The 20,526-nt window shown below is 46.6% G+C and carries 21 protein-coding genes; 8 read left to right on the top strand and 13 right to left on the bottom strand.

Features of this window, described 5'->3' with window-relative positions; translation table 11 throughout:
* Positions 1-20 precede the first annotated feature (20 nt).
* The 5 genes from M5J74_RS23115 to M5J74_RS23095 form a co-directional block, all read right to left on the bottom strand.
* Entirely contained in the window at positions 21-914 is an 894-nt protein-coding gene (locus M5J74_RS23115; RefSeq protein WP_250013381.1) for a hypothetical protein, read from the bottom strand.
* Positions 898-1,161 carry a hypothetical protein gene (locus M5J74_RS23110; RefSeq protein ID WP_106167466.1) on the bottom strand — a complete coding sequence of 88 codons (264 nt, stop codon included), beginning with the start codon at positions 1,159-1,161 and terminating at the stop codon, positions 898-900. Before M5J74_RS23110 ends, M5J74_RS23115 begins: the two co-directional genes overlap by 17 nt.
* A 348-nt stretch (positions 1,162-1,509) precedes the next feature.
* Complete coding sequence (locus M5J74_RS23105; RefSeq protein ID WP_015156354.1) at positions 1,510-1,863, bottom strand: DUF1257 domain-containing protein; 354 nt, start codon at positions 1,861-1,863, stop codon at positions 1,510-1,512.
* A 148-nt stretch (positions 1,864-2,011) separates the two neighbouring features.
* Positions 2,012-3,520, bottom strand: a complete 1,509-nt coding sequence (locus M5J74_RS23100; protein WP_106167467.1) for an AAA family ATPase — start codon at positions 3,518-3,520, stop codon at positions 2,012-2,014.
* Positions 3,521-3,616: 96 nt separating this feature from the next.
* The gene (locus M5J74_RS23095) at positions 3,617-3,952 is read right to left on the bottom strand and encodes a hypothetical protein (protein WP_015156352.1); all 336 of its coding nucleotides are present in this window, start codon (positions 3,950-3,952) and stop codon (positions 3,617-3,619) included.
* A gap of 264 nt (positions 3,953-4,216) precedes the next feature.
* Here M5J74_RS23095 and M5J74_RS23090 point away from each other — a divergent pair, with 264 nt between their 5' ends.
* From M5J74_RS23090 to M5J74_RS23080, 3 genes are all read left to right on the top strand, one after another.
* On the top strand, positions 4,217-5,368 hold the full coding sequence (locus tag M5J74_RS23090) for a UDP-sulfoquinovose synthase (RefSeq protein ID WP_015156351.1): 1,152 nt from the start codon (positions 4,217-4,219) through the stop codon (positions 5,366-5,368).
* Between the two features lie 68 nt (positions 5,369-5,436).
* A complete protein-coding gene (locus M5J74_RS23085; RefSeq protein WP_250013379.1) occupies positions 5,437-6,084 on the top strand; it encodes a DUF4291 domain-containing protein in 648 nt (215 codons plus the stop codon).
* A 31-nt stretch (positions 6,085-6,115) separates the two neighbouring features.
* Positions 6,116-7,255 (top strand): glycosyltransferase family 1 protein, encoded by a 1,140-nt coding sequence (locus tag M5J74_RS23080; RefSeq protein ID WP_015156349.1) that lies wholly within the window; start codon positions 6,116-6,118, stop codon positions 7,253-7,255.
* A 101-nt stretch (positions 7,256-7,356) separates the two neighbouring features.
* Here M5J74_RS23080 and M5J74_RS23075 read toward each other — a convergent pair whose 3' ends face one another.
* Positions 7,357-7,620, bottom strand: coding sequence for a hypothetical protein (locus M5J74_RS23075; RefSeq protein ID WP_015156348.1), 264 nt, complete (start codon positions 7,618-7,620; stop codon positions 7,357-7,359).
* A 146-nt stretch (positions 7,621-7,766) separates the two neighbouring features.
* Here M5J74_RS23075 and M5J74_RS23070 point away from each other — a divergent pair, with 146 nt between their 5' ends.
* A complete protein-coding gene (locus M5J74_RS23070) occupies positions 7,767-7,922 on the top strand; it encodes a hypothetical protein (RefSeq protein ID WP_250013377.1) in 156 nt (51 codons plus the stop codon).
* 37 nt (positions 7,923-7,959) lie between these two features.
* Here the strand turns inward: M5J74_RS23070 and radA are convergent, their stop codons facing one another.
* Positions 7,960-9,480 (bottom strand): DNA repair protein RadA, encoded by a 1,521-nt coding sequence (gene radA, locus M5J74_RS23065; RefSeq protein ID WP_015156347.1) that lies wholly within the window; start codon positions 9,478-9,480, stop codon positions 7,960-7,962.
* A gap of 186 nt (positions 9,481-9,666) precedes the next feature.
* Here radA and rpaB point away from each other — a divergent pair, with 186 nt between their 5' ends.
* The 4 genes from rpaB to M5J74_RS23045 all read left to right on the top strand — a co-directional run bounded on the left by rpaB (position 9,667) and on the right by M5J74_RS23045 (position 11,876).
* Positions 9,667-10,395: a response regulator transcription factor RpaB gene (gene rpaB / locus M5J74_RS23060; RefSeq protein ID WP_015156346.1), complete on the top strand. Its 729-nt coding sequence runs from the start codon at positions 9,667-9,669 to the stop codon at positions 10,393-10,395.
* A gap of 13 nt (positions 10,396-10,408) precedes the next feature.
* A complete protein-coding gene (locus M5J74_RS23055) occupies positions 10,409-10,618 on the top strand; it encodes a hypothetical protein (RefSeq protein WP_250013375.1) in 210 nt (69 codons plus the stop codon).
* Positions 10,611-11,273: a cofactor assembly of complex C subunit B gene (locus tag M5J74_RS23050; RefSeq protein ID WP_250013373.1), complete on the top strand. Its 663-nt coding sequence runs from the start codon at positions 10,611-10,613 to the stop codon at positions 11,271-11,273. The genes M5J74_RS23055 and M5J74_RS23050 overlap by 8 nt, the downstream gene beginning before the upstream one ends.
* An 87-nt stretch (positions 11,274-11,360) precedes the next feature.
* Positions 11,361-11,876: a DUF456 domain-containing protein gene (locus M5J74_RS23045; protein ID WP_015156344.1), complete on the top strand. Its 516-nt coding sequence runs from the start codon at positions 11,361-11,363 to the stop codon at positions 11,874-11,876.
* Between the two features lie 11 nt (positions 11,877-11,887).
* Here M5J74_RS23045 and hypE read toward each other — a convergent pair whose 3' ends face one another.
* The 6 genes from hypE to M5J74_RS23015 form a co-directional block, all read right to left on the bottom strand.
* Positions 11,888-12,943, bottom strand: a complete 1,056-nt coding sequence (gene hypE / locus M5J74_RS23040) for a hydrogenase expression/formation protein HypE (protein WP_250013372.1) — start codon at positions 12,941-12,943, stop codon at positions 11,888-11,890.
* A gap of 34 nt (positions 12,944-12,977) precedes the next feature.
* Positions 12,978-14,084 carry a hydrogenase formation protein HypD gene (gene hypD / locus M5J74_RS23035; protein WP_250013370.1) on the bottom strand — a complete coding sequence of 369 codons (1,107 nt, stop codon included), beginning with the start codon at positions 14,082-14,084 and terminating at the stop codon, positions 12,978-12,980.
* A 2-nt stretch (positions 14,085-14,086) separates the two neighbouring features.
* A complete protein-coding gene (locus M5J74_RS23030; protein ID WP_015156341.1) occupies positions 14,087-15,160 on the bottom strand; it encodes an ATP-dependent 6-phosphofructokinase in 1,074 nt (357 codons plus the stop codon).
* Positions 15,161-15,292: 132 nt separating this feature from the next.
* Positions 15,293-16,324, bottom strand: coding sequence for a dihydroorotate dehydrogenase-like protein (locus tag M5J74_RS23025; protein ID WP_250013360.1), 1,032 nt, complete (start codon positions 16,322-16,324; stop codon positions 15,293-15,295).
* Positions 16,325-16,369: 45 nt separating this feature from the next.
* Positions 16,370-20,176 carry a pyruvate:ferredoxin (flavodoxin) oxidoreductase gene (gene nifJ, locus M5J74_RS23020; RefSeq protein WP_250013358.1) on the bottom strand — a complete coding sequence of 1,269 codons (3,807 nt, stop codon included), beginning with the start codon at positions 20,174-20,176 and terminating at the stop codon, positions 16,370-16,372.
* Positions 20,177-20,294: 118 nt separating this feature from the next.
* Positions 20,295-20,525 carry a HypC/HybG/HupF family hydrogenase formation chaperone gene (locus tag M5J74_RS23015; RefSeq protein WP_106169433.1) on the bottom strand — a complete coding sequence of 77 codons (231 nt, stop codon included), beginning with the start codon at positions 20,523-20,525 and terminating at the stop codon, positions 20,295-20,297.
* Between the last annotated feature and the right edge of the window lies 1 nt (position 20,526).

The raw sequence follows: 20,526 nt of genomic DNA, 5'->3' as shown, positions 1-20,526 counted from the left end.
GCAAAATTAAAAGTTATCGATTAGCCTAAGATTTTATCAACCATATCTAGAACTGGTTCGATTTTTTCAACAATGTCAGTAACTTCACCAACCTTGTCCAAAATCTCACCTATCTTGCCGTCTAATGCATCGTTTACCTCATCTCCTGCATCTTGCAAATGCGATGTGGCTTCGGTAATTTTTTCGGCTGAACTCGTTAGTTCACCCATAACTTCTTCGACAAACTTTTGCGTCAGTGCTGATAATACGTCCTGAGAAGTTGAATCTAAGCTACTCTCAACTGCACTGATTTTGTCTTTTTTCTCGTTAGCTACGTCGGAGAAGTCACTTGTTAGTGATTCGAGCTGATTTTGTAGTTCTTCTGTCAAAGTTGCAAAGTCTTCTAAAACAGAGGATTTGCGATCGCCAAAACGACTTTCTGCGTCCTCAACTTTGCCGTGAAACTGCTCGATCTGCTCTTTTGCTGTTTCTAAATGCTTCTCTGCTTCTTGCTCGACTTCCTCCACGAGCTTCGATAGCTCCTCAAAACCCGATTTGGTTGTTTCGGTTTCCTGCTCCACTTCCGAAAGCATTTCTTCTTTCCGATTCTTTAACTCTTCTAGTTGTTCGCCAATCTGCTCGATCTTTATTTCTGTTTGAGATTGCAGTTCGCCTACCTTTTGCTGTAAATCGCTGAACCCCTGCTTAGCAGCTTCCATTTCGCTCTCTAAGTTTTGTTCGGCAGCTTCTAGTTCGTCACTGAGAGCATCAAACTTAGTAAATGCTTCCTCAGCGATGGAAGCGAGATTAGCCCTTAAATTGGTGGCAAATTCTAAAATTTGAGTGACTTGCTCGTTAGCTTGTTCTGCCGATTGAGTCAGCACTTGCGATCTTTGCTCGCACCGATCTAGTAAGTCGTTAATGTTGTCTGCCATTTTTGCTCAAGCCTTGAGTTGACGTAAATTTTTGATAGAGCGATTTGTTTATGTAATTTTCAACACTAAAATTTAACAGCGATCGCGATCGCTGTTTGCCAGTAGCAAATGTTGATAGGTGTGTCAGTAATAACGCTTTATAGCGATCCACTTCTGTTACAGCAGATTCCGTAATTAAGCAAAAAAACTCGTTGAGAGTTGCTGCACCTTGAGTGAAATCTAGATACCCATACAAAAACTGTCGCATGAGTCTAAAAATTTTCCCTCAATGCGATCGCTCATTGCCCTACTGATTTATTCGGTTGTATCGGTTGTATTTGATTGTATTCAGTTATGATGTATACGATTTTCCTAACATTTATAAAACTCAGTAGATATACTGAAATTTAAGCTTCAAAACACTATTAAAATACGAAAATATTATAGTTAGTACAGCTAGCAACAATAATTTAAGATTTGATGCCAGCCTAGCTATAGCATCGATTACCCGTGTAGAGACGTTACATGTAACATCTCTACACGGAAATTGACAAAAAAAAGGGGTTAACCCCTTCTAAATCTGGTTAACCCGCAAGCTTGGGAACGCGCAGAGAACTTATTTTTGCACGACCAATTTGACATTGGCATTTTGCAGACCGCGCTGCTTGACTTCTGCCAAGGTCTTATTTACTGCATACTTTTGGTTGATGGAGTTGATTAACTCGGTTTGGTTGTGCTTCTTAGCAACACCCCACAGATCAGCGATTAGATCGAAAGAACCATCGCTGTTGCGAGACCAACCCAGATCGTATTCGCCTTCTAGAACTGCTACGATGTCAGAGCGAACGCGCTGACCGTTGTAACCACGGACATCAGCTTCGGTCTTAACATTAATTCCTAAGTCGCGCAGAGAAGTCTTGAGGATTTCTGCATCGGTGATTTTTGTACGCAGAGTGCTAAAGTGAGACATTTGGGATTCCTCCTAAAGGATAGTAACGATAAACGACAACGGTTTAGCTTAGTTAATGTCGCCGCAGTCTTGGGATGGGATATGCGGCTTAGGTAATCTGCTAGCTGGGCGGCTAGCCTTTCCCCCTGTGAACGTAGGAGAAAGCTTTTTAAAACTCCATGCGCTGATACTCAGCTACGGAGGATGCTGCGGGTCTAGCACGCTGTCTTGCCCAATCTCTCAGAGCCGTTACTTGCTCGGTCATTGTCCGAGAGAGTGGTAGCGTTGCTTTAATTGCAGCAATAATATCTAGTTGAGTAAACTCTCGATCTTGAGCAAAAGCATCGTACATCGCAGCGATTAACGCTTGCTCGATCTCTGCACCAGAGAAACCGTCAGCAATTTTTGCTAGCTGATCGAGGTCGAAACGGGATAGATCCCGTTTGCGCTTGAGCAGGTGAATGCTAAATATATCTTTGCGCTCCTCTGGATTTGGCAGATCGACAAAGAATATTTCGTCAAATCTTCCCTTACGTAAGAACTCTCCAGGCAACCTTTCTACACGGTTGGCTGTTGCCATCACGAATACGGGAGAAGTTTTCTCTTGCATCCAGGTCAGGAAAGATCCGAAGATGCGGCTAGATGTACCACCATCAGAATCGGCTGAACCTGCTGTACCTGCAAAGGCTTTATCTAACTCATCAATAAATAAAATTGTGGGCGAAATTGATTCGGCGGTTTTGAGGGCGTTGCGTAGGTTAGCCTCAGAACGACCTACCATCGAGCCGTCATAAACTCGCCCCATATCTAATCTCAACAGGGGCAGACCCCACAAGCGAGATGTCGTTTTAGCGATCAAAGATTTACCACACCCAGGAACCCCTAAAATTAGCATTCCCTTCGGCTGAGGCAGACCGTATTCTCTCGCTCTTTCAGTAAAAGCATTAGAACGTTGTTTGAGCCAGCGTTTCAGCTCTTCTAAACCACCAACGGCATCGATTGTGGCATCCTCTTCAATGTATTCTAAGATGCCGTTGCGCCGGATTAATTGCTTTTTCTCGGATAAGACGACTTCTACTTCATTTTCTGATAGCTGTCCCGCTGTTACCTGAGCCTTGCGGTAGACTTTTTCTGACTCATCTCGCGTTAAGCCCAAAGCTGCTTTTAATAATTTCTCTCTAGCATCTGTTGTCAGCCGTCGTCCGCGATTTTGCTCTAACTGCCGCTCTAATACTTGGTTCAATTCTGCCAAATCGGGTAGCGGGAAGTCTAGTACGACAACTTCTTTCTCTAACTCGATTGGAACCTGCTGCATCGGAGACATCAGAACAATCGTTTTCTGCGTGCCTTTAAAGCTGGCGATCGCATCTCGCAGCCATCTCGTCGTTACTGGTGCGTCAATAAAGGGGTGTAAATCCTTAAATATGAATATGCTCGGCTCTCGTTGGCGGATCACCCACTCGATCGCTGCTTCTGGAGATACGGTATTATGCTGCGTGACGTGGCGTGGCTGACCGTGTTCTACGATTCCGTGCGTCACCGTCCAGATGAATATTCGGCGCTGCGGTCTTAACTGGGCGATCGTTGCTATTGCTTGTTCAGCCCGCTCTTCCTCAGAGGTCACAAGGTATATCAGCGGGTATTGAGCTTGTATGAGAATATTTAGCTCTTCTTTCATTGCCTTTGACCTTACTTTTGACCCTAAAGATAGTACGGACAGCGCTTCGGATTCAGCTTTGATGAATCAGCTTCAATGAAATTAGTTTCAATGAAATTAGTGGCTGGCGAGGGCTAGTTGCCCTTCTTGTATTGCTGCTTCAGCCGCAACTCTTGCCGGCTTGGACTGCTCTATTACCCCCGGCTGATCCTTGAGGGATACTAGTTCGCCTTCGTTCAATGCCACCGTTGTTGCACATTCAGGACATGCATAAACTCTGTGCGTGTTGCCGTATGACTCTGCTTCGTCTATTAACTCTTGGTGAGATAAATAAAAAGCGAGCGCGCGGGCAGCGAGTTCTGACATTGGTTCCGAGTCGATCGCGGCTCTGATTTTGAGCCGCCGATGCAGTTCAGGCGTTAAATACAGCGTAACTTTTTGCTTAGCTTGCATATTTTTTTCAATCGTCTTACCCGGGTATGTATATCACGTTATCGGCTTACTCGCATAGTGTCAAGACAGCGTAGCGTTTTGACGGCATAAATGTAACATTTTTTAACAAAAATCCGAAAATTCAAATAGGAGGTAAGAGGCAAGAGGCAAGAGGCTTTGATTGGTTAGGCAATTGTACAGAAAATATACTCCTAATTTAGGACGCAAAAGGGGGACATAAACCTGGTAGATTTAGCGAATATCAGCGAGTAACACGCACAGACGATGAAAGTATTGGTTATTGGTGGCGATGGCTATTGCGGTTGGGCAACCGCGCTCTACTTATCCAATCGAGGTTACGAGGTTGGGATTCTAGACAGCATGGTACGGAGGCACTGGGATCTCGAACTTGGAGTAGATACCCTGACACCGATCGCAACGATTCAGCATCGGATTCAAAGGTGGCAAGACCTCACAGGCAAAAAGATCGATTTGTTTGTCGGCGATATTACCAACTACGAGTTTTTGAGCAAAACGCTGCACCAATTTGAACCGGAAGCGATCGTCCACTTTGGCGAACAGCGTTCCGCACCTTTTTCCATGATCGATCGCGAACACGCCGTACTGACGCAGGTGAATAATGTCGTTGGAACGCTGAATATTCTCTATGCCATGCGCGATAGTTTCCCCGACTGTCACTTGGTCAAGCTGGGGACAATGGGCGAATACGGCACGCCTAATATTGATATTGAAGAAGGGTACATTACAATCGAACACAACGGGCGCAAGGATACCTTACCCTATCCAAAGCAGCCAGGTAGTATGTACCACCTGAGCAAAGTCCACGACAGCCACAACATTCACTTTGCTTGTAAGATTTGGGGCTTACGCGCTACAGATTTGAACCAGGGTGTGGTTTATGGAGTCCTAACAGAAGAGACGGGCATGGACGAGATGTTGATCAATCGCCTCGACTATGACGGTGTATTTGGTACGGCACTGAACCGTTTCTGCATTCAAGCGGCGATCGGACATCCGCTGACAGTATATGGTAAGGGCGGGCAGACCCGTGGCTTTTTAGATATTCGGGATACGGTGCGCTGTGTCGAACTAGCGATCGCAAATCCTGCTAATCCTGGTGAATTCCGCGTCTTTAACCAATTTACCGAACTATTTAGCGTCGGCGACTTGGCTGTCATGGTGCAAAAAGCTGGCAACGCGCTGGGACTGAAAGTCGAAGTCAACAATCTCGATAATCCCAGAATTGAGCGGGAAGAACACTATTTCAATGCCAAAAATACGAGTTTACTGAGTCTCGGATTGCAACCGCATTTCCTCTCAGAAGCATTACTAGATTCTCTACTGAATTTTGCGGTTAAGTACCAAGATCGCGTCGATAAAAAACACATTCTGCCTAAAGTTACTTGGCGGAGATAGTTATTAGTCATTGGTCATTGGTCATTTGTCCCTCATAATACGTAGTTGAGGGATAGTGATTTGTTTAAATGCCACTGGTGACAGAACTTTATCGATCGCAGCTTGACCGATTGCCAAAGTCGGGAAATCATATCGTGGCGCAATACGATGCCCAGTCTATTGTGGTATACCAAGCTTATCGCCCAGCGATCGGTCACTTTGCTGCTGCAAATGGTTATTTTGGTGGAGAATTTAAGTTCGAGCGCATGAGTTGGATTAAGCCTAACTTCCTCTGGATGATGTATCGTTCTAGCTGGGGAACGAAGGAAGGACAGGAAGTTACACTGGCAATTTGGCTCGATCGCTCTGCTTTTGAAGAGATTTTAGCAGCAGCGGTTCACTCCAAATTTTTACCAGAGATTTACACCAGTGAAAGTGAATGGAAAACAGCCGTGAGGCGATCGCCTGTGCGCTTGCAGTGGGACCCAGACCGTCACCCATCGGGAACTAGATTATCGCGTCGGGCGATTCAGTTGGGGCTGCGTGGTAAAGTCTTGGCTACCTATGCCAAAGATTGGATCGTCCGCATTGAAGACATATCTGATTTTGTCCGCCAGCAACGCCAAAATATCGCGTCTGAGTGTATAAATTTAGTCACGCCAAGAGAAACTGTCTATCCCGTGAGAGATCCCAATATTGCGAAGAAGTTGGGATTATCGGAAAATACTTGCTGGTAACTTTCCCCAGCCTCAGCGCCCCTCAATAAGTATGAAAATTGCCTTATTTACAGAAACCTTCCTACCCAAGGTTGACGGTATTGTCACGCGGTTGCGTCACACGGTCGAACATTTACAACGTAACGGCGATCGCGTTTTAGTTGTTGCACCCGAAGGGGGGATTACAGAGTATCAAGGGGCGAAAGTTTACGGTGTTTCGGGTTTCCCTTTACCATTGTATCCAGAGTTAAAAATGGCATTACCACGCCCCGCGATCGGTCACGAACTGGAGAGATTCCAACCCGATATCGTCCATGTAGTCAACCCCGCAGTGTTAGGACTATCGGGGTTATTTTATGCGAAAGTGTTAAAAATTCCCTTAGTTGCCTCGTATCACACTCACTTACCGCAGTATTTACAGCATTACGGACTAGGAATGTTGGAAGGCTTGCTGTGGGAATTGCTCAAAACTGCTCACAATCAAGCAGAATTAAATTTGTGTACTTCAACGGCAATGGTAGAAGAGCTATCTAGCCACGGAATCCAACGAGTAGACTTGTGGCAGCGGGGAGTTGATACGGAGTTGTTTCATCCCGATTTAACTTGCGAACAAATGCGATCGCGGCTATCTCAAGGTCATCCCGATAGTCCCTTGTTACTCTACGTCGGTCGTCTGTCAGCGGAAAAAGAAATCGAACGGATTAAACCCGTATTAGAGGCAATTCCAGAGGCGCGCTTAGCTTTGGTAGGAGATGGACCTCATCGTTTAGCTTTAGAGAAACATTTTGCGGGAACGAATACTCACTTTGTCGGCTATCTCACGGGTAGAGATCTTGGCGCAGCATTTGCATCGGCGGATGCGTTTCTGTTTCCTTCGCGGACTGAGACGCTGGGACTAGTTTTACTTGAGGCAATGGCAGCTGGCTGTCCGGTGGTAGCGGCAAATTCAGGCGGAATTGTCGATATTGTCACGTCTGGAGTCAATGGTTATTTATTCGATCCTAAAGACGAACAAGGGGCGATCGCGGCAACTTTACATCTGTTAGAGCAAAAACAGGAGCGAGAAACCATTCGTCAAAATGCCCGTTTGGAGGCAGAACGCTGGGGATGGGCGGCGGCTACTCGTCAGTTACAGGGATATTATCAGATGGTAGAGTCAAAGCGTTTGGCAGAGAATGTTTTGGTAGGTTAATAAAAAATGTAGAGACAAAATGTAGAGACGTTACATGTAACGTCTCTACAAAAGAGAAATTTTTAACGCGGATGTAAACATCGTGCTATGACAATAGAACGTTAGCTATCTTTTTGCTCGTCGTCATTCTGAAATGGGTTTTCACCGATTCCCAACTCTTTTTTCGAGCGTTTGAGTTGTTTCCACAAGTCGCGAATTTTTTTGTATGCTTCATCTGGAGAAATTTTTCCGGCAGTTTCTAAGTTACAGATGTAACTGACATGCTGGGCGAATTCTTGGAGATTGGCGTTAAAGACTAAATTTTCAGGCTGTACTTTGCCATAGTAACGACTGCGAGGATGCAGAAAGTCAGAACTATTTACCATAATGACAAGAACTCTCCATAGAAATTTACATAACTCATTCTGTGTATCACGAAAACCGAGCGTCAACTACAGCAATATTACGGAAACTTGGTTTGCGGTTCTATTAATCTCTGGAGTTTTGACCGAATTAAGTTAAGGATTTAGTTGTGTGGCGATCGCTCGATCGAGCGCTGATTTATATTTTTTCACATTCAACCCGACTTTGCGATCTACCACAAGTTCAACGTTGGATCGCGATCGGCAATACTAGCGGGAGTGAAGCATTTGAAGTTTCAGATTTCGATCCCCCTAACCCCCCTTAAAAAGAGGGGAACGAATGCCCTACTGCTAACCCAAATACTATTCCTCTTCTAAATCTAAATCTGGGAACGATTGTGGGGGGATTGCAGCGATAATCGCATCGAGTACTTTGGCGACAGGAATAATTTCCAAATCTACGTCAGGATAGGGTTGCCCTTTGGGTACAATTGCCCGCTTAAATCCTAGTTTAGCAGCTTCTTTCAGACGCAGTTCCATTTGAGAGACGGGGCGTACTTGTCCGCCTAACCCGACTTCTCCAATTAAAACAGTGCGCTGATCGACAATGCGATCGCGGAAAGAAGCGACTACGGCGATCGCGACTCCCAGATCTACAGCTGGTTCTTCCACGCTTAAGCCACCAGCAGAGGCGACATAGGCATCCAGTTTAGACAAAGGAATGCCAACTCGTTTTTCTAACACTGCCAAAATTTGCAGTAAACGGCTGTAGTCTATCCCCGTGGTAGAACGACGGGGTGAAGCATAGCTGGTGGGACTAACCAAGGCTTGTAACTCTACCACAATCGGGCGCGTGCCTTCGCAAGCAACCACTATCGCCGTTCCTGGTGAAGGATCGTCGCGGCTACCGAGAAATAATTCTGAAGGGTTGGCGACTTCCCGCAACCCGCGATCGATCATTTCAAAGATGCCAATTTCATGAGTAGCGCCAAAGCGATTCTTGACTGTGCGTAACAACCGATGGGAGGCGAAGCGATCGCCTTCAAAATAAAGTACTGTATCTACCAAATGTTCTAAAACTTTGGGACCCGCAATCGCACCTTCTTTGGTAACGTGTCCCACAATTAACATCGTAATATCTTCCCGTTTTGCGACTTGCATCAGGGCTGAGGTACATTCTCGCACCTGTGCTACCGAACCAGGGGCGGAAGTTAAGGCGGGAAAATAGACGGTTTGGATACTATCGATGACAGCTACATTGGGTTTGAGCGAATCGACTTCCCTCAGTATTTCTTCGAGATCTGTTTCTGGCAAAACGTATAAATCGGCTCTTGCACTACCATTGTTAACTAAATGACCGTTAGGCGATTGGTTTTGAAGCTGGGGATCTGATTCCTCTATAGGGTTTTGAAATTTAGATACACCCAAACGAGAAGCGCGTAACTTCACTTGCTGTCCTGACTCTTCACCGCAAACGTAGAGAATGCGATAGTTTTGGGCGAGTTGGTTAGAAACCTGTAGTAACAAAGTCGATTTGCCAATCCCCGGATCGCCGCCGATCAAAACCATAGAACCTGGTACAATACCACCACCGAGTACTCGGTCGAGTTCGTCATAGCCAGAACACCAGCGGCTCACTTGGCGATCGCTAATTTGGTCGAAAGTTAGAGAAGCGCGGGGTTTTGCGGCTTTAGCGATTGATTTGCCATTGCTTTGCGGCGTTTGCTGCCAGCTAACCCCACGAGTTGGTAGCGTCCCGAGAGTTGTACTCGTAATTTGTTCTTCTAAGGAATTGTAAGTCCCGCAGGCAGGACACTTACCAAACCACTGAGGCGACTCTGCGCCACATTCATTGCAAACGAAATAGGTACGGGGTTTGGGCATTCGTTTAGTGCTTTTGTTGCGTTAAGTTAAATTTTGTTGGCAAAACCGCAAATATTAAAAAACCTTGAAAGTAAGTGAGTGCGAGAATTTCGGCTAATTTACATGGATTGAATGGGATAAGATCTTCATGTAATAGTACTAAAAATTAAAATTCAAAAATGTTGGTTTTAAGGAGCGTTGGTCAATTTGGAAAGTCATAAAGAAAAAATCCTAGTCGTGGACGACGAAGCCAGCATTCGGCGGATCTTAGAAACGCGGCTGTCGATGATTGGTTACGATGTCGTGACAGCAGCAGACGGCGAGGAAGCTTTGGATACATTTCGCAAAGCCGATCCAGATTTGGTTGTCTTGGACGTGATGATGCCGAAGTTAGATGGCTACGGCGTGTGTCAAGAGCTACGCAAGGAATCAGATGTACCAATTATTATGCTAACAGCCCTGGGCGATGTCGCCGATCGGATCACCGGACTGGAATTAGGTGCGGATGATTACGTAGTCAAGCCATTTTCCCCGAAAGAACTGGAAGCACGCATTCGCTCTGTATTGCGACGGGTAGATAAAACAGGTGCTTCGGGAATTCCTAGCTCTGGCGTGATCCAAGTAGGAAGTATCAAAATTGACACGAATAAGCGACAGGTTTACAAAGGAGACGAGCGGATTCGATTAACTGGAATGGAATTTAGCTTGTTAGAGCTGTTAGTCAGCCGTTCGGGGGAAGCCTTTTCGCGATCGGAAATCTTGCAGGAAGTTTGGGGCTATACGCCCGAACGACATGTAGACACTCGCGTAGTAGACGTGCATATCTCGCGACTGCGGGCGAAGTTAGAAGACGACCCTAGTAACCCAGAATTAATCCTTACCGCTAGAGGCACGGGTTATCTATTCCAACGGATTATCGAACCGGGAGAGGAGTGAATACTGGTGGATAGTGGCTAATTTGGGAAAAGAGACGGACAAGGGGGACAAGGGGGACAAGGGGGAACTCGGGGACCCCACGACCGAAGGGAGTGGGGACAAGGGGACAAGGGGGACAAGGGGGACAAGGGAGAGATCGAAATTTCACTACACCCTACACTCTACATCCTTCTTTGTTCACTACTCACTGCTCGTTACTCACTACTCACTCCAACATGGCTAAACCAGATCCAAATCGAGTTGTAAGGCTAATACCTCTAGTGGTAGGGGGGTTAGCTGCTGTGTTGCTGTTGGTCAATCGGTTGCTGACACCGGAACTGACAGTGACTCAGGCACGGTCAGATGTTTTGGGGGCAATTGTCAGTGCGGTGCTAATTTTGACTGGCTTGCTTTGGCAGCAAGTCGCACCGCGCCTGCCGGATGCAGTAGAACTCGTGGGCGAGCAAAGGTTCGAGTTGGCTCCAGACTTGCCCGAAACAGTTAGGACAGAACTAGCATGGGCATCTTATTTGTTGTTGACAAATACCGTCACGCGATCGCTGATCGTGTTTTATCAGGGAAAAGTTTTGCTGCGGCGCGGCATATTACCAGAGAAAACCGAAGTGACTCCAGGGGCGATCGTCCAACGGGTGCTGGAAAAACATAAACCAGTTTACTTAGTGGCTTTGAGCGTTTACCCAGGACGATTTGAATTTGACTACTTGCCAGAAAACACCCAAGGAGTTATTTGTCAGCCCATCGGTCAGCAAGGCGTAATGATTTTGGGTGCAAATGCTCCCCGCAGCTATACCAAGCAAGACGAAACCTGGATCGCTGGTATTGCTGACAAGTTAGACGTTACCCTTTTTAGGGAGCAGGGAGCAGGGAGCAGGGAGTAGGGAAAAAGTCAAAAGTCAAAAGTTAAAAGTCAAAATTAACGATTCACTAATGACAAATGACGAACGACAAATGACAAATGAAAAATTATGCTAACTCTCTATTGGTTATTAGTTGCCCTCATGGTTGTCGGTGTGATTGGGGCAGTGGTTCCAGGGATTCCTGGGACGAGTTTGATTTTAGTCGCGATCGCAATTTGGGGTGTGGTGCAAGGTTCTTTTGGTAGCATTGCCGTACCTCTAATTGTGACGGTGGTGGTGTTGGCGCTTAGCGTCGGCATCGATCTGCTGGCTACCTTCTGGGGAGCGAAACGCGCTGGAGCCAGTAAATGGGGACAGATTGGTGCGGTTGTTGGTTTGCTATTGGGTATTTTTGGTTTATTGCCTGCTTTGCCGTTTGGTGGTCCCTTGTTAGGAATTTTGCTCGGACCTTTGTTAGGCGCAATTATCGGCGAGTATATTTATCAACGCGATCTTAAACGAGCCTTGAAAGCTGGAATCGGAATTGTAGTCGGTTCTCTGGTGGGAAATTTGATTCAGGGGTTATTGGCAATCGTGGCAGTCGGCTTTTTTCTCTATGCCACGCTACCACAAGTGATGGGATGAGCAAATTCGGATTAGCAGATTCGCGGTAGTTGTTCTCCGCTTAACATATCGACAATGCGTTGAGCGCCAATTTTACTCTTCATCGTGACAAAACCAGATGTTTTGCGTTCGGTAACACTGCCAATAATTTGAGCAGATTTTCCTAAAGGATGCGATCGCATAATTTTTATTGCTGTTTGGGCAAATTCTGGTGGCACAAAAGCGACAAATCTTCCTTCATTAGCGACATAAAGCGGATCGAAACCGAGGATTTCACACGCTCCTTGCACTTCTTCACTTATGGGGATGGCACTTTCATCAATTTCAATTTTGACGCAGGCAGCTTGGGCAATTTCATTTAGAGCGCTCGATAAACCGCCACGAGTCAAATCGCGCAAACAGTGAATTTCAATTTCAGCCGCAAGCAGTTCTAGAATCAGACTCGCTAACGGTGCAGCGTCGCTCTCGATGGTAGTTTCAAAGGCTAAACCCTCCCTCTCGGTCATAATAGCAATGCCGTGACGACCGAGATCGCCATTGAGGAGCAACACATCCCCAGGCTGAATTGATTGGGGGGCGATCGCCTGGTCATGCTCGATAATTCCAACACCAGCAGTATTGATAAAAATGCCATCTCCCTTCCCTTTATCCACAACCTTTGTATCGCCAGTCACGATCTGCACGTTGGCTGTTTGAGCTGCTTGTTGCATCGATCGCACCACCCGCCAGAGCGTTTCCATCGGTAGCCCTTCTTCCAAAATAAACCCAGCACTTAAATACAGCGGACGCGCTCCGCTCATCGCCAGATCGTTGACAGTGCCGTTAACTGCCAGCATTCCGATATCGCCGCCTGGAAAAAACAGGGGTTGAACTACATAAGAATCAGTGGTAAAAGCAATTCTGCCGCTTTTGAGGTGAATTTCGGCAGCGTCATGTGGCGCGCGATCGCTATGGCTAAATGTCGCCAAAAACATTTGTGAAATCAACTGATGCATTAACCTTCCACCACCCCCATGCGCCAGTAGAACGCGGGGATACTTGTCAATTGGGATGGGACAAGACAGGATAAAGTCTTCGGGTTCGCTCACTGACAACTCCTCTGCTCCTCTGCCTCTTGCCTTCTTACACCCGATGCCGATAACGATAATATGCCGCACAAGCCCCTTCTGAGGAAACCATCGGCGCACCCAAGGGATGTTCTGGCGTACAGCGATCGCTAAAAGCAGGGCATTCGTGGGGTTTTTTGATGCCTTGTAAGATCTGTCCGCTCAGACATTCGGTAGATTCTGCAATTGCGTAGTTAAAAATATCAAAGCGCTTTTGAGCATCAAATTCAGCATATCGATCGCGTAAGCCCAACCCACTTTGAGGAATACGACCAATCCCGCGCCATTGCCTCGGTACGACCTCAAATACTTCACGCATTAATCGTTGAGCGGTTTCATTTCCACTGCGCCGCACCGAACGAGCGTATTGATTTTCTAGTTGCGATCGCCCCGATTCCAATTGCTGAATGCACATATACACCCCTTGGAGGATGTCTAGCGGTTCAAACCCCGTGACGACAATCGGAATGCGATATTTCTGTACGAGCGGTTCGTACTGGGTGTATCCCATTACCGTGCAGACATGACCGGCTGCTAAAAATCCCTGAACTCGATGATGAGGTGAGGCAAGAATCGCCTCCATTGCTGGCGGAACTAATACGTGAGAAACCAGTAAGGAGAAATTTTTAACTTCCTGTCGCGCAGCTTGGTAAACCGCCATCGCTGTAGCGGGTGCAGTCGTTTCAAACCCCACAGCAAAGAAAACAACTTGTTTGTGAGGATGAGCTTGAGCGATTTTGAGCGCATCAAGCGGAGAATAGACAATGCGAATATCTCCCCCCATTGCCTTAACCGTCAGCAAATCTTTCTCCCTCTCCTCTACTCCCCTGCTCCCTGGAACACGCAACATATCTCCAAACGAACAGAAAATAACTTCGGGTTGCGTTGCGATCGCGATCGCCCGATCGATTAATTCCACAGGCGTGACGCAGACGGGACAACCAGGTCCGTGAATTAAGGTAATTTCTGGGGGTAAAAGTTCATCTATGCCAAATTTGACAATAGAATGGGTCTGACCGCCGCAGATTTCCATAATTGTCCAAGCTTGGGTAGTAATGGCAGCGATCGCCCGCGCGTATTGTCCAGCAGCATCAGCATCTCGGTATTCGTCAACGAACTTCATTGTTATCCATCCCCCACGTAAATCCCCATACAGCGAGCGGTTTGGACGAGATAGTTATCAGGTGCTACAGGCAAAGGACTTCGAGCGACAACATCGACGATCGGCACATCTACAACTCGTCCATTTTGCCAAGCCACCATTTGACCGTATTGTTCCCGCGCGATTAAATCTACTGCTGCCTTACCAAAAGCTGTTGCACTCAAGCGGTCTAAAGCCGATGGTATACCACCGCGCTGAATATGCCCTAAGATCGAAACCCGAACGTCAAGGCGATCGGTAAGGGTGTTGTGGGATTTGATTTGATTGGCAATGTACTGTCCCATGCCGCACTCTAGAGAGGCAAAATTTTGTGTTTCGGCAATAGAACTATCGTTAGCAGTTTTAGCACCTTCAGCAACAACAACGATCGCAAATTTTCGTCCCCAGCGATCGCGCAGTTCGCTAATTTGATGGCAAACTCCGTCAATCGAGTAAGGAATTTCAGGAATGAGAATACAATCTGCTCCGCCTGCAATTCCAGCATGGAGTGCTAGATGCCCTGCTGTGCGTCCCATAACTTCCACAACCATGACGCGATCGTGACTGGCAGCTGTAAAAGTCAGACGATTCAAAGCATCAACAATCGTATTGACAGCCGTATCAAACCCGATTGCTCGTTCCGTAAGTGCTACATCATTATCGATTGTCTTGGGAATCGCGATGAGATTCCAGTTTCCTTGACAAGCTAGTTGGTGGAGAATGGCGAGACTACCATCGCCACCGATCGCAATTAAGGCATCTAACGCCAACGCCCGATAACTAGCAATAATTTCACTCGCATGAGCTAGCGTGTCTCCTTTATTAATCGATCCTAAAATCGTGCCACCCATACTGAGTAAAGGATCGATACCGCGTAAATCTAAGCCATGCAAATTGAGTAACGTCGTCTTGCGCTCTAATAACCCTTGGGTAGCGTAAGGAATCCCTAGCACTTCCCAATCGTGTTGTAGCTTGGCATGGCTAACAACAGCCCGAATCGCACAATTCAACCCGGGGCAGTCACCGCCACTGGTCAAAATACCAATTCGTTTTTGCATAGGGTTTTGGTAGTTGGTAATTGGTAATTGGTAGTTGGTAATTGGTAGTTGGTCGTCATTTGTCATTTGTCATTTGTCATTTGTAGTAATTGATGGATAGTTGTTATTAGTTTTGACTTTTGACTTTTGACTTTATCCAAAATAATGAGATGTATCGAAAACTCGCTCCCATTCTGGTTTGTAGGTTTGGAGCGATCGCATGTATTGGGCGCGTTCAAAGGCACTCTTGTCGGGGCAATTTTTCTGACTCATGCTTCCTTGTAGTTGCCGCACGGATTCATACTCGTGTTCTACCATCCATTCACGCATTTCCTGCTCGATCGCGCGGATCTGGTCGATACCGTGCCGTAGCAACACCGAACAAAGCATCGTGATGTTAGCCCCTGCCATCAACAACTTGATGGCATCCTGCCCTTTGTGGATGCCGCTCGTTGCAGCCAAACTAGCATTGATGCGATCGTAGAGAATTGCAATCCAACGCATCGGTAAACGCATGGACTGCGGAGTACTTAAAAGCACGTTTGGTTCAACCTCTAGGGTTTTGAGGTTGATGTCTGGCTGGTAGAAGCGATTGAACAAAACGAGAGCATTTGCCCCTGCGTTGTCCAAACGTCGAGCCATATTTGCCATGTTGGTAAAATAGGGGCTGAGTTTGATCGCTACAGGAATTGTCATGGCGGCTTTGACCGATCGCAAAATCTCAATATAGGTTTGCTCGATCTGTTCGCCTGTCAAGTCCATGTCTGTAGGGACGTAGTATACATTCAATTCCAGCCCATCTGCGCCTGCTTGTTGGAGTTGTCTGGCATAGTTAGTCCAACCGCCAACAGATGAACCGTTAAGGCTAGCAATGAGAGGAATATTGATTTTCTCCTTTGCCCTTTGGATGTGATTTAGATATTCTTCCGCTCCGACTCGAAAGCTGTGCGGTTCTGGAAAATAGGTCAGGGCTTCGGGATAGCTTTCCGTTCCGTGCGTCAGGTGATGGTGCAGTTCGTAACGTTCTTGGCGTAATTGTTCTTCAAATAGGGAATGCATCACAACAGCCGCTGCCCCCGCATCTTCCATTCGCTTGATATTATCGATGTCTTCGGAAAGGGGTGAGGCTGAAGGTACTAGGGGCGATCGCAATTGTAACCCCATGTAAGTTGTAGTTAAGTCCATTTGTCTCCCTCCTAAAACCTTGAAGTTAGGAAAAGAACTTGAGATCTAATGAATAGTTTCAGGCGATCGCGCAGCTAGATATTCATACAAGCGCCAACGAGCCTTGACATCTTGCTGTGCCTCTGCTAATAACTGCTTAGCTGCTTCTGGCTTGCTCTTGGTCAACATCTTGAAGCGGTTTTCCAGATACATATATTGCTCTACTGGGAGTTTCGGAGCGTGGGAATCAAGTTGGAGTGGGTTTTCTCCCTGCTGAATCCGGTCAGGGTTAAAACGATACAACAGCCAGCGCCCTGAATCTACCGCAGCCTTTTGATTTTGCATCGCTGTTGCCATATTGATGCCGTGAGCGATGCAATGGCTGTAGGCAATAATCAACGATGGACCTTCGTAAGTTTCAGCTTCTAAAAAGGCTCTAAGTGTATGCTCGTCTCTTGCGCCCATTGCTACACTTGCCACGTAGACATTTCCGTAAGTCATGGCGATTAAACCCAAGTCTTTTTTGGGTGCGGGTTTACCACCAGCAGCAAATTTAGCTACTGCTCCCTTGGGGGTAGCTTTAGACATTTGCCCGCCAGTGTTGGAATAAACCTCTGTATCGAGAACGAGGATATTCACATTACGTTTGCTTGCCAGGACGTGATCGAGTCCACCAAAGCCAATATCATAAGCCCAACCATCACCGCCAATAATCCAGACGCTCTTTTTCACTAAGTAGTCAGCAAGTGATTTTAGATTTTGGATTTTAGATTGGTAATTAGTAGTTGGTAATTGGTAATTGGTATTTTCTCCCCCATCCTCCTCAGCTCCCTCAGCTCCCTCAGCTCCCTGGGCTCCCTCAGCTCCCTGGGCTTCCTCAGCTCCCTGGGCTTCCTCAGCTCCCTGGGCTCCCTGACTATTTGATAATTCGTCCAATTTTTGTTTGAGTAATTCAACTCTTTGGCGCTGTTCGTAGATATCTGCTTCATCCTGTTGTTCGGCAGTGAGGATGCTTGTTGCTAGTTCTTCACCTACTGCTGGTGCTAGCAGGCGCAGTAATTCGCTAGCAATTTCTGTGTGTTTGTCGATCGCAACGCGAAAACCCAAGCCAAATTCGGCATTATCCTCAAATAAGGAATTAGACCAAGCAGGACCCCGCCCCTCTGCGTTGTGCGTCCAAGGTGTAGTGGGTAAGTTACCACCGTAGATCGAAGAACAACCAGTGGCGTTGGCAATGACGGCGCGATCGCCAAATAATTGACTAACTAGTTTTAGATAGGGTGTTTCTCCACAACCCGCACAAGCACCAGAAAATTCAAATAACGGCTCTTGCATTTGCTGCTGATTAATCTTATGCAGTTTCAATTGAGTGCGATCGGGACTGGGAAGATTTAAAAAGAAATTCCAGTTTTCCCTTTCCTTTCCCCGCAATGGTTGCTGCGGTTGCATATTAATTGCTTTCAGTTTTGGTTGTGACTTGTTTTTGGCTGGGCAAACATCGACGCAGATGCCACAGCCCGTACAGTCTTCCGGTGCAACTTGGATGGTAAATTTCAAACCTTGCCAATCATGCTCTCTAGCATTGCTACTCTTAAAAGTGGCTGGAGCAGTTTCTAGTTGCTGCGGTTCGTAAACTTTACTGCGAATCACGCTGTGGGGACACACCATGACGCACTTACCACACTGGACGCATACATCTGAATCCCAAACTGGGATTTCCTGGGCAATATTGCGTTTTTCCCACTTCGATGTTCCACTGGGATAAGTTCCGTCTGCGGGCATGGCACTCACTGGTAGCTCATCACCCTCCCGCGCCATCATTTTTCCTAAAACATCTCGGACAAAAGCTGGGGCTGAATTGGGAATTGGTAGTTGGTAGTTGGTAGTTGGCAGTTGGTTTTCTTGACTGCTTCTTACCATCGCTCCATAATCAACTTCATAGAGATGTGCTAGGGTTTCATCCACTGCATGGATATTCATCTGGACAATTTCATCACCTTTCTTGCCGTAGGTTTTGCGGATGGATTGCTTAATTTGGGCGATCGCTTCATCTTTTGGTAGCACGCCAGAAAGAGCAAAGAAGCAAACTTGCATAACGGTGTTAATTCTGCCACCCATCCCTGCGTTGCGGGCAACTTGGTAGCCATTAATGACATAAAATTTCAGATGTTTTTGAATAATTTGAGCTTGGAGCGATCTCGGTAAATAATTCCAAACTTCATCTGCGGAGTAGGGACTGTTGAGCAAGAAAGTACCACCAGGGACGATCTCTTTGAGTAATGGAAATTTCTCAATAAACTCCCACTGATGACAGGCAACAAAGTTAGCCCGATTGACTAAATACGTGGAGCGAATCGGCTGCGTTCCAAATCGTAAATGAGAAACTGTCACAGAACCCGATTTTTTGGAATCGTAGACAAAATAGCCTTGAGCGTAGTTTTCTGTCTGTTCGCCAATAATTTTGATGGAATTCTTATTGGCTCCTACAGTGCCATCCGCACCCAATCCATAAAAGATGGCTCGCACTACATGCTCTGATTCAATCGAAAACTCAGGATCGTATGGCAGACTAGTGTGAGTCACATCATCGTTGATGCCCACGGTAAAGTGATTTTTAGGTCGATCTAGCGCGAGGTTATCGAAAACTGCTTTAACCATCGCTGGGGTAAATTCTTTGGATGATAAGCCGTAGCGTCCACCGATAATCTGGGGAGTCGGGGAAGTGGCTAGTGGCTGGTGACTAGTGGCTAGAATTGCTTCCTTGTCTCCCTTGTCTCCCTTGTCTCCCTTGTCTGCTCCTAGTCTCCTCTGCTCTGCATATTCGCACACAGCGGTAACAACATCCTGATACAACGGCTCACCTGCTGCGCCTGGTTCTTTGGTGCGATCTAAAACTGCGATCGCTTTGACTGTTACAGGTAACGCTTCTACAAATCTTTTGGCATCAAAGGGGCGATAGAGTCGGACTTTGACGACTCCTACTTTTTCGCCACTAGCATTAAGGTAATCTACAGTTTCGTGGACGGCTTCGCAACCGGAACCCATTAAGACAATAACTCTCTCTGCTGCTGGATCGCCGTGGTATTCAAATAATTGATATTGTCTCCCCGTCATTTGAGCAAACTCGTCCATCACCTTTTGGGTAATGTCTGGGCAAGTTAGATAGTAAGGATTGACAGTCTCTCTAGCTTGAAAGTAAACGTCGGGATTTTGGGCTGTACCCCGAATCACTGGGCGATCGGGAGTTAAAGCGCGAGCGCGATGGGCAAAGACTAGCTCGTCGGGGATGAGCGATCGCATGTCATCTTCTGGCAACGGTTCCACTTTGGTAATTTCATGCGAGGTGCGGAAGCCATCGAAGAAATGTAGGAAAGGAATTCGCGATTCTAATGTTGCTCTTGTGGCGATAAGGGCGAAATCGTGAGCTTCTTGGACTGATGCGGCACACAACAAAGCAAAACCGGTTGTCCGTGCTGCCATCACATCGCTATGATCGCCGAAAATAGATAAAGCTTGAGCAGCAAGCGATCGCGCTGCTACGTGAAAGACTGTCGGTGTCAGTTCTCCGGCAATTTTGTACATATTTGGCAGCATCAACAATAATCCCTGCGATGCTGTGAAAGTCGTCGTCAGCGAACCTGTCTGTAAAGCACCGTGAAGCGCCCCAGCAACACCTCCCTCGCTCTGCATTTGGACTACGGCAGGAACGTTACCCCAAATATTTGCCCTGCTTTCTGCTGTCCAAGCATCAGCCCATTCAGCCATTGGGGAGGAGGGAGTGATAGGGTAAATGGCAATGACTTCATTCAAGCGATAGGCAACTTGAGCAACTGCCTCATTACCATCTAGGGTTGCAAATGTTTTTGTTTTCATTTTTTCAACCTTTGCAAGCTTCTAAAGTATTACCAAGTGACTGTTTTGGCTCTACCTTGAAGTTAGAAGGAAAATTTGAGGAACCTGTGAGGAGAATAGAAGGGGAACCAACGATCGCTCAATTTTGCATTTCTTGTAAATAATTCAACGTACTTTCTGCTTCCTGCGAATCGAGAATGCTCAGAGCAAAACCTACATGAACGATTACATAGTCATCTACTTTTGCGTCAGGAACATAGGCAAGACTGACTTCTTTAATTACTCCACCAAAGCTAACTTTTCCAGTTTGCATCAATGGTTCTTGTTCGTTATTAATACTGATAATTTTTCCTGGAACTGCTAAACACATG

Source organism: Chroococcidiopsis sp. CCNUC1 (assembly GCF_023546805.1).
Lineage (GTDB): Bacteria > Cyanobacteriota > Cyanobacteriia > Cyanobacteriales > Chroococcidiopsidaceae > Chroococcidiopsis > Chroococcidiopsis thermalis.
Note: the sequence above shows the minus strand (reverse complement) of the source record. Positions and strands in the feature narration are given on the sequence as shown.

Bases quoted from the DNA above. Each gene is read 5' to 3' on its own strand.
- M5J74_RS23115 (WP_250013381.1), bottom strand. From the start codon at position 914: ATGGCAGACAACATTAACGACTTACTAGATCGGTGCGAGCAAAGATCG.
- M5J74_RS23110 (WP_106167466.1), bottom strand. From the start codon at position 1,161: ATGCGACAGTTTTTGTATGGGTATCTAGATTTCACTCAAGGTGCAGCA.
- M5J74_RS23105 (WP_015156354.1), bottom strand. From the start codon at position 1,863: ATGTCTCACTTTAGCACTCTGCGTACAAAAATCACCGATGCAGAAATC.
- M5J74_RS23100 (WP_106167467.1), bottom strand. From the start codon at position 3,520: ATGAAAGAAGAGCTAAATATTCTCATACAAGCTCAATACCCGCTGATA.
- M5J74_RS23095 (WP_015156352.1), bottom strand. From the start codon at position 3,952: ATGCAAGCTAAGCAAAAAGTTACGCTGTATTTAACGCCTGAACTGCAT.
- M5J74_RS23090 (WP_015156351.1), top strand. From the start codon at position 4,217: ATGAAAGTATTGGTTATTGGTGGCGATGGCTATTGCGGTTGGGCAACC.
- M5J74_RS23085 (WP_250013379.1), top strand. From the start codon at position 5,437: ATGCCACTGGTGACAGAACTTTATCGATCGCAGCTTGACCGATTGCCA.
- M5J74_RS23080 (WP_015156349.1), top strand. From the start codon at position 6,116: ATGAAAATTGCCTTATTTACAGAAACCTTCCTACCCAAGGTTGACGGT.
- M5J74_RS23075 (WP_015156348.1), bottom strand. From the start codon at position 7,620: ATGGTAAATAGTTCTGACTTTCTGCATCCTCGCAGTCGTTACTATGGC.
- radA (WP_015156347.1), bottom strand. From the start codon at position 9,480: ATGCCCAAACCCCGTACCTATTTCGTTTGCAATGAATGTGGCGCAGAG.
- M5J74_RS23050 (WP_250013373.1), top strand. From the start codon at position 10,611: ATGGCTAAACCAGATCCAAATCGAGTTGTAAGGCTAATACCTCTAGTG.
- M5J74_RS23045 (WP_015156344.1), top strand. From the start codon at position 11,361: ATGCTAACTCTCTATTGGTTATTAGTTGCCCTCATGGTTGTCGGTGTG.
- hypD (WP_250013370.1), bottom strand. From the start codon at position 14,084: ATGAAGTTCGTTGACGAATACCGAGATGCTGATGCTGCTGGACAATAC.
- M5J74_RS23030 (WP_015156341.1), bottom strand. From the start codon at position 15,160: ATGCAAAAACGAATTGGTATTTTGACCAGTGGCGGTGACTGCCCCGGG.
- M5J74_RS23025 (WP_250013360.1), bottom strand. From the start codon at position 16,324: ATGGACTTAACTACAACTTACATGGGGTTACAATTGCGATCGCCCCTA.
- nifJ (WP_250013358.1), bottom strand. From the start codon at position 20,176: ATGAAAACAAAAACATTTGCAACCCTAGATGGTAATGAGGCAGTTGCT.
- M5J74_RS23015 (WP_106169433.1), bottom strand. From the start codon at position 20,525: ATGTGTTTAGCAGTTCCAGGAAAAATTATCAGTATTAATAACGAACAA.